The 10,242-nt window shown below is 68.2% G+C and carries 11 protein-coding genes; 5 read left to right on the plus strand and 6 right to left on the minus strand.

Translation table 11 applies throughout. The features are described from left to right. Positions 1–5: 5 nt before the first annotated feature. The 5 genes from ACMUOO_RS04295 to ACMUOO_RS04315 all read right to left on the minus strand — a co-directional run bounded on the left by ACMUOO_RS04295 (position 6) and on the right by ACMUOO_RS04315 (position 3,690). Entirely contained in the window at positions 6–731 is a 726-nt protein-coding gene (locus ACMUOO_RS04295; protein ID WP_301918265.1) for a DUF502 domain-containing protein, read from the minus strand. A gap of 50 nt (positions 732–781) precedes the next feature. Continuing rightward, a complete protein-coding gene (locus ACMUOO_RS04300; protein WP_301918266.1) occupies positions 782–1,711 on the minus strand; it encodes a pseudouridine-5'-phosphate glycosidase in 930 nt (309 codons plus the stop codon). Further along, on the minus strand, positions 1,708–2,601 hold the full coding sequence (locus tag ACMUOO_RS04305) for a PfkB family carbohydrate kinase (RefSeq protein ID WP_301918267.1): 894 nt from the start codon (positions 2,599–2,601) through the stop codon (positions 1,708–1,710). Before ACMUOO_RS04305 ends, ACMUOO_RS04300 begins: the two co-directional genes overlap by 4 nt. Before the next feature lie 48 nt (positions 2,602–2,649). Next, the gene (locus ACMUOO_RS04310) at positions 2,650–2,985 is read right to left on the minus strand and encodes a cupin domain-containing protein (protein ID WP_413854888.1); all 336 of its coding nucleotides are present in this window, start codon (positions 2,983–2,985) and stop codon (positions 2,650–2,652) included. A 75-nt stretch (positions 2,986–3,060) separates the two neighbouring features. Beyond that, the gene (locus tag ACMUOO_RS04315; protein WP_301918269.1) at positions 3,061–3,690 is read right to left on the minus strand and encodes a TetR/AcrR family transcriptional regulator; all 630 of its coding nucleotides are present in this window, start codon (positions 3,688–3,690) and stop codon (positions 3,061–3,063) included. Positions 3,691–3,887: 197 nt separating this feature from the next. Between ACMUOO_RS04315 and ACMUOO_RS04320 the strand changes: the two genes are divergently transcribed. The 5 genes from ACMUOO_RS04320 (at position 3,888) to tsf (ending at position 7,839) form a co-directional block, all read left to right on the plus strand. Continuing rightward, the gene (locus tag ACMUOO_RS04320) at positions 3,888–4,877 is read left to right on the plus strand and encodes a homocysteine S-methyltransferase family protein (RefSeq protein ID WP_301918270.1); all 990 of its coding nucleotides are present in this window, start codon (positions 3,888–3,890) and stop codon (positions 4,875–4,877) included. Next, positions 4,867–5,028 (plus strand): DUF1127 domain-containing protein, encoded by a 162-nt coding sequence (locus ACMUOO_RS04325; protein WP_301918271.1) that lies wholly within the window; start codon positions 4,867–4,869, stop codon positions 5,026–5,028. Before ACMUOO_RS04320 ends, ACMUOO_RS04325 begins: the two co-directional genes overlap by 11 nt. 124 nt (positions 5,029–5,152) lie before the next feature. Continuing rightward, on the plus strand, positions 5,153–5,911 hold the full coding sequence (locus ACMUOO_RS04330) for an NYN domain-containing protein (RefSeq protein ID WP_301918272.1): 759 nt from the start codon (positions 5,153–5,155) through the stop codon (positions 5,909–5,911). 186 nt (positions 5,912–6,097) lie between these two features. Then, a complete protein-coding gene (rpsB, locus tag ACMUOO_RS04335) occupies positions 6,098–6,856 on the plus strand; it encodes a 30S ribosomal protein S2 (protein WP_301918273.1) in 759 nt (252 codons plus the stop codon). A gap of 95 nt (positions 6,857–6,951) precedes the next feature. Further along, positions 6,952–7,839 carry a translation elongation factor Ts gene (gene tsf / locus ACMUOO_RS04340; protein WP_301918274.1) on the plus strand — a complete coding sequence of 296 codons (888 nt, stop codon included), beginning with the start codon at positions 6,952–6,954 and terminating at the stop codon, positions 7,837–7,839. 694 nt (positions 7,840–8,533) lie between these two features. Here the strand turns inward: tsf and guaA are convergent. After that, positions 8,534–10,093, minus strand: a complete 1,560-nt coding sequence (gene guaA, locus ACMUOO_RS04345; RefSeq protein ID WP_301918275.1) for a glutamine-hydrolyzing GMP synthase — start codon at positions 10,091–10,093, stop codon at positions 8,534–8,536. Between the last annotated feature and the right edge of the window lie 149 nt (positions 10,094–10,242).

Consider the following 10,242-nt stretch of genomic DNA (forward strand, 5'->3'; position numbering starts at 1 on the left):
CGGCGTCACTTCGGCGGCGCGGGGGGCTCTGGCGGGCGCGGGGGGCTGGGATAGACAAGACCGGCGGAGATGATGAGCTTCGCCGCGTCCTCGACCGACATGTCGAGGAAGATGACGTCCTCTCGCGGCACGTAGAGAAGGAAGCCGGAGGTCGGGTTGGGCGTGGTCGGAAGGAACACGGTGAGGACTTCGTCAGCCGGCAGCTTGGCGAGGACCTCGCCCTTGGCCGGGGTGGAGACGAAGCCTACCCCCCAGACGCCGGGCCGCGGATACTGGATGAGGCATGCCTTGTCGAACTTCGCCTCTGTCTGGCTGAACACCGTCTCGGCCACCTGCTTCACGCCGTTGTAGATCGAGCGGACGATCGGCATCCGGTCGACGAGGCTTTCGCCCCAGGCGATGAGCGACCTGCCGATGAGCCCCTTGGCGATCCAGCCCACGAACACGGTGAATATCAGGAAGACGACCACGCCGACGCCCCGGACGTTGATCGCCGTGTCCTCGCCGAAGACGTCCTTGATCAGCCTGTCGGGCTGGTAGGCGGCCGGGACGAAGGGCAGGACCCAGCCGTCGATCCATCCGGTGACGGTCCATATGAGCCACAGCGTGAGGCCGACGGGGGCGACGACGACGAGGCCGGTCAGGAAGTTGGCGCGCAGGCGTGCGATGACCCCGCGCCTGCGAGGAAGATGATGCGGCCCGGTCTCCGGGCCCGTCGGTTCGGATGTCATTGCGCGTTTCCCCACACTCCGTCCCGGAATGTATGGGGTTGCCGCCCGGCTCACAATGGGGCGCGCGGGCCATCCTGCGCAATGGCCGCGGCGACGCGGGCGGCAAGTCGGGCATTGTTCAGGACCAGGGCGATGTTGGCCTGAAGCGACCTGCCTTCGGTCAGCTCGAAGATACGGGCGAGAAGGAAAGGCGTCACCTCCTTCGCCGCGATGCCTCGTGCGGCCGCCTCTGCCAGCGCCGTCTCGATCGCCGGCACGATACGATCCCGGAGGATTTCCGCCTCGGCGGGGATCGGATTGGCGACAAGCTGGCCGCCCGCGAGGCCGAGCCGCGCGCGCATGAGCTGCGCGGCCGCGATCTCCTCCGCACGGTCCATGCGGAGCGGCGCCGCGAGGCCCGAGGCGCGCGACCAGAAGGCGGGGAAGTCGTCCTGGCCGAAGGCGATGACCGGAACGCCGAGCGTCTCCAGGACTTCGAGTGTCTTCGGCAGATCGAGGATCGCCTTGGCGCCCGCGGAGACGACCGTGACGGGGGTGCGGGCGAGTTCCTGAAGGTCGGCGGAGACGTCGAAGCTCGTCTCGGCGCCCCGATGGACGCCGCCGATGCCGCCGGTGGCGAAGACGGCGATCCCGGCGAGATGGGCAGCGATCATCGTCGCGGCGACGGTCGTGGCGCCGGTGCGCCCCTGCGCGAGGCAGGCGGCGAGATCGGCGCGGGAGAGCTTCATGACCTCGCGGGCGCGGGCGAGCGCTTCAAGCTGGCGGTCGTCGAGCCCGATGTGGAGCCTGCCTGCCATGACGGCAATGGTCGCCGGCACGGCGCCGGCCGCCCGGACCTCGGCCTCGACCCGGCGCGCGGTTTCCAGATTCTGCGGGAATGGCATGCCATGAGTGATGATTGTCGATTCCAAAGCAACAATCGGCGCGCCCGCGCGGCGTGCGTCCGATACCTCGGCCGAGAAGGTGAGGGGGGCGGTCATGATACGATGTCTCCCGAGACGTAGAGGGCGGCCGCGGCAAGCGCCGAGTCGAGGGCACGGGTGCGGCTCTCGCCCCGGCGTTCGGCCGCGATATGCGCGGCCATGAAGGTGTCGCCCGCCCCGGTGACGCGGGTGACAAGGACCGGCGGCGGCTCGGCCGTGAGGATGCCGTCGGCCGTCGCGTCCGCGCTGGTCCGGCCGCCGTCGGTGACGAGGACGCGCGCCGCGCCGCGGTCGAGAAGCCCCGCGGCGGCCTCGGGCGCCGAGGCGAAACGGCGCTGGCAGAGAAGCCCCGCCTCCTCAAGGTTCACGTAGAGCGTGGCGCGCGGCACGGGCAGGAGTGGCAGGAGCCGCTCGGCCTTGCCGGGCGAGGCGGGGGCCACCCGGAGATCGGCCGCCGAAAACAGCGCAGAGGCGGCGATGTCGGCCAGCAGCCCCTGGGTCAGGTTGCCGTCGAGCGCGACCGGGCCGGCCCAGGGGGCGTCCGCCGTTCCGAGCGTGCCGTCGGCGAGCGGACGCAGGATCTTGTCGCCCGCGGCCTCGAGCGAGTGGGCGTCGGCGATGGCGGCGACAAGGCCGTTGCCACCCTCCACCGCCATGTAGCGGTCCGTCGGCAGATCGTCGGATCGGTAGACGTGATCGGTCAGGAGGCCGAGGCGGCGGCAGGAGGCGACGAGCTCGTCGCCTTCGGCATCGCGGCCTATGGCCGTCAGGATCGCCGGACGGAGACCGAAGCGCGCGAGCGTCATGGCGATGTTCATCGCGACGCCGCCGGGAAGCCGGGTGATCCGTCCGGGCACGTCCGCGCCCGAAACCATGTGGGCGGGTGTGCGGCCGATGATGTCCCAGAGGACGGAGCCGATGCAGAGGATGTCGGGTCGTGCGGTCATGCGCGACATTTGCCGCGAAACCGGCTGCCCCGCAAGCGCGCCCGCCCGTCAGCCACGCAATGGATAGCGGTCGGTCTCCTCGAAGACATCCATCGCCACGGTGCCGGCCGGGATGCGCGCCGAATGGACGGTGCCGGCGGGGATGTCGTAGCTTTCGCCCGGGCCATAGCGGCGGGTCACGCCGCCGATCGTGAACTCGATCGACCCTTCCAGCACGGTACCCCACTGGGCGCCGTGGGAATGGGGCGGCAGGTCGAAATCGCGCAGGAACGTGAAGAAGACCACGAGCCCCGCCTCCGACCGCAGCGCATGGGTGTGAACGTCGGTTTCGGGGAACGGCAGATCCACGCCGGGCAGGGCGCGGATGAAGGCGGCAAGGGGCACGGGACAGGTCCTTTCGATCTCATCGGGCACATTGGCGGCCCGGGCGCGGGCGCTGTCAACTCGGACGCGAGAGGTTCAGTGCAGCGGCGGCTGGAAGGCCTGTTTCACGAACTGCCGGAAGAGCAGGATCTGCCCCACGATCATGTGCGGCTCGCCGAGCGCCTTGCCCATGACGATGCCGCCTTCCACGACGGTCGAGACCATGTCGGCCAGCGCGTCGAGGTCGATCTCCTCGCGCGGCGGATAGACGGCGGCGATCTCGTCGAAGATCGCCCGGAACCGCGCCCGCCAGCCAAGGACGGCGCGGCGGTTGAGGTCGCGCACCGCGGCGTCGAAGAGCCTGTCCTGATAGGCTGCGGTGGCGACGATGCAGCCAGGATGCCCGTTCGGCATGTCGGCGAGCATTTCGGCCAGCAGCCGGAAGCCGATAAGCGCCGAATGCAACGGGTCGTCGTTGAGCTCGCGCGCCCGCGCCCAGAGGCCGTCGAAGATCTCGTCCTCGATCTCGATGTGCCGCTCGATCAGCGCGCGGGCGAGCGCGCTCTTGTCCGGGAAGTGGTAGAAGAACCCGCCCTTGGTGATCTCGGCCGCCGCGACGATCTCCTCGATCGAGGTCGCGTCGAACCCCTTCTGAAGAATGGCATCCTGGGCGATCCCGAGAATTCGGGCTCGGGTCTCGGCCCCCCGTGCTGCGGTGCGGGACATGGTCGATCCTCCGTGGTATGGTGTACCGCCGGTACGGAAACTCTGCCCCGGGGCGCCGGCGCTTGCCGGGGCGCGATCATTACAGCTTTGTTATTCAAATGAATTTTGGCTTCGAGCCAATCTATACCACGTTCCCGGTATCTCTCAAAGCCCGTCGCGTCTAGTCATCCCGCATCTTCAAACAAGGACTTTCAGACATGCAAAGTTACAAGACACGTGCACTCGCTTCGCACATTTCCGACCGGTTCTGGCTGGCCGATGGCGGGCTGGAGACGACGCTCATCTTCCATCACGGGATTGACCTGCCGCACTTCGCCTCGTTTCCGCTGCTCCGGTCCTCGAAGGGCCGTGCCCGGCTGAGCGATTATTTCGAGGGCTACCTCGGCGCGGCGCGGACGCACGGTGCGGGCTTCGTGCTCGACACGGCCACCTGGCGCTCAGGCCAGGGCTGGGGCGCGATCATGGGGCACTCGCCGGAAGAGATCGACGCCGTCAACCGCGATGCCGTCGCCTTCGCCCGCGCCGTCGCGTCGTCGCCGGCGGCCGCCGGTATCCCGGTCATGGTGAACGGAGTGGTGGGGCCGCATGGCGACGCCTATGCCCCGGACCGTCTGCTGGACGAAGCCGAGGCGGAAGAGGCGCATGGGCGGCAGGTCCGCACGCTGGCGCGGGCCGGCGTCGATCTGGTGACCGCGACGACGATCGCGAATGCCGCCGAGGGCATCGGCATCGCGCGGGCTGCGATCAGGGCCGATGTGCCCGTCGTGATCTCCTTCACGGTGGAGACGGACGGCCGCCTGGTCACCGGGCAGCCCCTCGGCGAGGCGATTGCCGAGACCGAGGCGGCAACCGGCGGGGCCGTCGCCTGGTACGGCGTCAACTGCGCCCATCCCGACCACTTCCGCGGCGTGCTGGAGGGCGACTGGCGCAGCCGGATCGGCATGATCCGGGCCAATGCCTCGCGCAAGAGCCACGCGGAACTGGACGAGTCGACCGAACTCGACGCGGGCGACGCCGCCGAACTTGCCGCCGATTACCGCGCGCTGATGGAGGTGCTGCCTGCGCTCCGGGTGTTCGGCGGCTGCTGCGGCACCGACGTCAGCCATGTCGCCGCCATCGGCCATCGCTGCGTCGCGCCCGACCACGCGACCAACGATCGCGTGCGAGGGGATGCAGATGCTGGCTGACATGAGGACGCGGTGGCAGGCGAAGCGGCACCGGTCGCGGACGCGCCGCGCGGTGGCCGGGCTGCCGGACCATCTCCTGCGCGACATCGGCCTTGCGCCGGACGACAGGGGCCGGCGCGTACTGGACCATTTGCTGCCCACCGGTCCCTGAGGAGTCCGGCCCGGACCGCACAGGGTTCGGGCCGGTCCAAAGCGGTTTGGCATTTGCCTGCCGCCGGTCGATAATGGGGCATCCCGCGCCTGTCCCCCTGGCGCGCCAGACCGCAGGAGACCTCATGCCAGACCCCCGTGCGCCCCGCCTTTGCGTGCTCATCGACGCCGACAACGTGCCCGCCCAATACGCCGAGGCGATCTTCGAGGAGATCGCCTCGCTCGGCGAAGCCTCGGTCCGGCGGATCTACGGCGACTGGTCGGCGACACGGTTGAACGCCTGGGCGCGCAAGGTGGCGGCGCTGGGGCTGGTCGCGGACCAGCAGTTCTCCAATACCAAGGGCAAGAACGCCTCGGACATCGGTCTGGTGATCGCCGCGATGGATTTCCTGCACTCTCGCCTCTTCGACGGCTTCGTGCTGGTCAGTTCGGACAGCGACTTCACCCGGCTCGCGGCGCGGATCCGCGAACAGGGGCTCGATGTCTTCGGGATCGGCGAACAAAAGACGCCCGAGGCCTTCCGCATGGCGTGCAAGCGGTTCATCTATGTCGAGAACCTCGTCGCGGGGCCGGAAGCCGAGGCGCCGGCGCCCGCGGCCGGGGCCAGCCCGCAGGCCGCCGCCCGCGAGGCGCCGAAGGCCGCCGCCGGGAAGGAACCTCCGGTCAAGGCGATCCCGCTCGTCGTCGCGGCGATGCGCGCGATCGGCGGCGACGAGGACTGGTATTCCCTCGGCCAGCTCGGCCAGTTCATCGTCCAGGCCAACCCCGATTTCGACACCCGCACCTACGGCAGTGCCAAGCTCAGCGATCTCTTGCGCAAGATCAGCCGGTTCGAGGTGAAGACCGGGCCTGGCAACCACCTGATGGTCCGCGACCTGGCCTGACGGCGCGCTGCCGGGACGCCGCCTCTCGGGGGGGTTGCGCCGCCCGGCGATCCGGTCTATACGCGCGCCACTTCACAGGCGAGGCTTGGGCCTTGCGGGGAGAAATCCCGCAAGGTCCGCCGGTTGTCGCGGACAAGGGTCCGCGATGATGGCTTCGCCGAGGCATGAAACCGGAAAGGAAAAGGCATGGCGCTTCCCGAATTCTCCATGCGTCAGCTTCTTGAAGCTGGCGTTCACTACGGTCACCAGACGCAGCGCTGGAACCCGCGGATGGCCGAGTACATCTACGGCGACCGCAACGGCATCCACATCATCGACCTGACGCAGACGGTGCCGATGCTCGACGCCGCGCTGAACGTCATCCGCGAGACGGTGGCCAAGGGCGGCCGCATCCTCTTCGTCGGCACCAAGCGGCAGGCGCAGAAGGCCATCGCCGAGGCTGCGGAAAAGAGTGCGCAGTACTACATGAACCACCGCTGGCTCGGCGGGACGCTGACGAACTGGAAGACCGTCTCCCAGTCGATCCAGCGGCTGAAGCAGATCGACGAGATTCTCGGCGGGGGCGCGGCCGGCCTGACCAAGAAGGAACGGCTGGGCATGGAGCGCGAGCAGGCGAAACTCGAGGCGGCCCTCGGCGGGATCCGCGAGATGGGAGGCCTGCCCGACCTTCTCTTCGTGATCGACGTGAACAAGGAAGACCTCGCCATCCTCGAGGCGCAGAAGCTCGGCATCCCGGTCGTGGCCGTTGTCGACACCAACTGCTCGCCCAAGGGCGTGGACTACGTGATCCCGGGCAACGATGACGCCGCCCGCGCCATCGCGCTCTACTGCGACCTCGTGAGCCGGGCCGCGCTCGACGGCATGTCGGCGCAGATGGGTGCCGCAGGCATCGACCTCGGCGCGCTGGAAGAGGCGCCCGCGGAAGAGGCCGCAGCGGAAGCCTGAGCGCGGGCAGGGGCCGAAGGGGCCCCTGTCATCCGACAGTCACCAGGCGGGGATATGCCCCGCCTGACCCATTTCAAGATGAAGGAGAGCCAGCCATGGCTATCACCGCCCAGATGGTGAAGGAACTGCGCGACACGACCGGCGCAGGCATGATGGACGCGAAGAAGGCGCTGACCGAGGTGAACGGCGACATGGAAGCCGCGATCGACTGGCTTCGCACCAAGGGCCTCGCCAAGGCCGCCAAGAAGTCCGGCCGCGTCGCCGCCGAGGGTCTCGTCGGCATCTCCGTTCGCGACGGCCGGGGCGTCGCCATCGAGATCAACTCGGAAACCGACTTCGTCGCCAAGAACGCCGACTTCCAGCAGATGGTGCGTGACATCACCGATCTCGCGCTGCAGACCGGCGAAAGCATCGAGGTCCTGCGGGCGACGCACCTGAACGGCAAGCCGGTCGAGGAGGTCATCACCGAAGCCATCGCGCGGATCGGCGAGAACATGAACCTGCGCCGGATGCACCTTCTGGAGGGTGACACGGTGGTCTCCTACGTCCACAACACCGCGGCGGAGGGCATGGGGCGGATCGGCGTTCTCGTCGCGCTCAACGGTCCGAAGGACAAGGCAGAGGCCATCGGCAAGCAGATCGCCATGCACGTCGCCGCGACCTCGCCCGCGTCGCTGAGCGAAAAGGACCTCGATCCCTCGCTCATCGAGAGGGAAAAGGCGATCCTGACCGAGCAGGCCCGCGAGTCGGGCAAGCCCGAGGCGGTGATCGAGAAGATGATTGTCGGGCGGATGGCGAAGTTCTTCGAGGAGGTCACGCTGCTTGGCCAGAAGTTCGTGATCAACCCCGACATCACCGTGGCCCAGGCCGCGAAGGATGCGGGTGTGGAGATCACCGGCTTCGCCCGCGTCGCCGTCGGCGAGGGCATCGAGAAGGAAAAGGAGGACTTCGCGGCCGAGGTTGCGAAGACCCTCGGCGCCTGAGCCGATCCGGTCCCGAGTGGCAATCTTGCGGGGGGCGCGGCAACGCGCCCCTTTCGCGTTTCGGACCGCGCGAAAAGACGGTGCGCCTTCCCGCAGGAAAACGCACCGCCGCGAAACGCGCCCGCGCCTGTCGGGGGACGGGGACAGGGCACGCCTCATGCCGGCCCGGCCGGCTGGACCTTGGATTCGGTCGGTCCGGCGTCCGGTTTCCCGGCCGACCCTTCGCCCCGCAAATCGCGGGCTGGTCCGGGCCGCTGTTCCTGGCCAATGCCACCACTCACGGAACAAAGTGACACTAGCCGAGTCGCCCGATGCGTGATTGACGAGGATCAATGCACGCAAGGCGATATCCTTCTCGGAAAAAGGCGGTGCGTCTCCCGCTCGGGAAACGCACCGCCCATAAAGCGCGCCGCACCTGTTGGGGATGAGGACAGGGCGCGTCTCTGTTGCCGGGTCTGCCAGGCGGAATATACACCCGACAGGCCCAGCATCCGGTTTCCCGGGCTCCCCTTTCCCCCGCAAAGAGCGGGTTGGTCCGGGGCGCTGTTCCTGGCCAATGCCACCACTCACGGAACGATTGGATTATTGCCAGCTTACGCAGGGTCAAGAAAGTAAGGGAATCCTTACCGGCCTGAAATCGAAGGGCAATGGAGCGTGCGTCGCGGCCTCGGCGGGCCGGGCGGAACCGTCCCGGTCACTCCATCTCGATCGTGCCGGGGGGCTTCGAGGTCACGTCGTAGAAGACGCGGTTGATGCCCTGCACCTCGTTGATGATCCGTGTTGCCGTCTCAGACAGGAAGTCGTGTGTGAAAGGGTAGTAGTCGGCCGTCATCCCGTCCACCGAGGTCACCGCGCGGAGCGCGCAGGCGTAGTCGTAGGTGCGCCCGTCGCCCATGACGCCGACTGTCTTGACCGGCAGGATCGCCGCGAAGGCCTGCCAGATCGCGTCGTAAAGCCCGTGGCGTCGGATCTGGTCGATGTAGACCGCATCCGCGCGGCGCAGGATGTCGAGCTTCTCGCGCGTGATCTCGCCGGGGCAGCGGATGGCAAGGCCGGGGCCGGGAAACGGGTGGCGCCGGATGAACTTCTCCGGCAGGCCGAGCTCGCGGCCGAGCGCGCGCACCTCGTCCTTGAAAAGCTCGCGCAGCGGCTCGACGAGCTTCATCCCCATCTTTTCGGGAAGGCCGCCGACGTTGTGGTGCGACTTGATCGTGACCGAGGGACCGCCCGAGACACTGACGCTTTCGATGACGTCGGGATAAAGTGTGCCCTGGGCGAGGAACGCGGCGCCGCCGATGGCCTCGGCCTGCCTTTCGAAGACTTCGATGAACAGCCGGCCGATCGTCTTGCGCTTCGTTTCCGGGTCGGAAACGCCGTCGAGAGCTCCGAGGAAGAGGTCGCTTTCATCGGCGTGGATCAGGGGCAGGTTGTAGTGCTCACGGAACATCGAGACCACTTCCTCCGCCTCGCCCTGCCGCATCAGCCCGTGGTCGACGAAGACGCAGGTGAGCTGGTCGCCGATGGCCTGGTGGATGAGAAGCGCCGCGACCGAGGAATCGACCCCGCCGGAGAGGGCGCAGATCACCTTGCCGCCGCCAACCTGGGCGCGAATCTTCTCGATCGCGTCCTCGCGGTAGGCGCCCATCGTCCAGTCGCCGGCGAAGCCCGCGAGGCGCACGAAATTCTCGTAGAGCTTCGCGCCCTTCGGGGTGTGGTGCACCTCGGGGTGGAACTGGACGGCATAGAAGCTGCGCGCCGGATCGGCGGTGATCGCGAAGGGCGCATTGGGCGAGGTGCCGTAGACCGCGAATCCCGGCGCGATTTCCGAGACATGGTCGCCGTGGCTCATCCAGACCTGTTCGCGGCCATCCGCGAACCAGCCGTCGAGGAGCGGCAGTCGCCTTTCCGCGGGCGTCACATAGGCGCGGCCGAATTCCGCAGTTCCGTGGCCGCGTTCCACCTTCCCGCCGAGGCAGTGCATCATCACCTGCTGGCCATAGCAGATGCCGAGGATCGGCACGCCGAGGTCGAAGACCTCCGCCGGCGGCATCGGCGCGCCCTCGGCGAAGACAGAGGCCGGACCGCCCGAGAAGATCACCGCCTTCGGCGCGAAGGCCTTCAGGAAGGCCGCATCCACCCGGTTGAAGGGATGGATTTCGCAATAGACTTTCAGCTCCCGCAGGCGCCGCGCAATGAGCTGCGTGACCTGGGAGCCGAAGTCGATGATCAGGAGGCGCTGGTGGGCATGTGTCATGGCGCTGGATTAGGGTGTTGACCGGGGCTGCGCAAGCCTGTTCGGCGACAGGGGCGGGGGGGGGGGCCCCCCCCCCCCCCCCCCAAAAAAACAAACCCCCAAATGCGGTGCGGCCCCCGAGGCGCGGGCCCCCCCCAAACAAACCAGAT

It is taken from the genome of Albidovulum sp., assembly GCF_041919395.1.
Taxonomy (GTDB): Bacteria; Pseudomonadota; Alphaproteobacteria; order Rhodobacterales; family Rhodobacteraceae; genus Albidovulum.

Bases quoted from the DNA above. Each gene is read 5' to 3' on its own strand.
- ACMUOO_RS04330 (WP_301918272.1), top strand. From the start codon at position 5,153: ATGCCAGACCCCCGTGCGCCCCGCCTTTGCGTGCTCATCGACGCCGAC.
- rpsB (WP_301918273.1), top strand. From the start codon at position 6,098: ATGGCGCTTCCCGAATTCTCCATGCGTCAGCTTCTTGAAGCTGGCGTT.
- ACMUOO_RS04325 (WP_301918271.1), top strand. From the start codon at position 4,867: ATGCTGGCTGACATGAGGACGCGGTGGCAGGCGAAGCGGCACCGGTCG.
- guaA (WP_301918275.1), bottom strand. From the start codon at position 10,093: ATGACACATGCCCACCAGCGCCTCCTGATCATCGACTTCGGCTCCCAG.
- ACMUOO_RS04300 (WP_301918266.1), bottom strand. From the start codon at position 1,711: ATGACCGCCCCCCTCACCTTCTCGGCCGAGGTATCGGACGCACGCCGC.
- tsf (WP_301918274.1), top strand. From the start codon at position 6,952: ATGGCTATCACCGCCCAGATGGTGAAGGAACTGCGCGACACGACCGGC.
- ACMUOO_RS04295 (WP_301918265.1), bottom strand. From the start codon at position 731: ATGACATCCGAACCGACGGGCCCGGAGACCGGGCCGCATCATCTTCCT.
- ACMUOO_RS04315 (WP_301918269.1), bottom strand. From the start codon at position 3,690: ATGTCCCGCACCGCAGCACGGGGGGCCGAGACCCGAGCCCGAATTCTC.
- ACMUOO_RS04305 (WP_301918267.1), bottom strand. From the start codon at position 2,601: ATGACCGCACGACCCGACATCCTCTGCATCGGCTCCGTCCTCTGGGAC.
- ACMUOO_RS04320 (WP_301918270.1), top strand. From the start codon at position 3,888: ATGCAAAGTTACAAGACACGTGCACTCGCTTCGCACATTTCCGACCGG.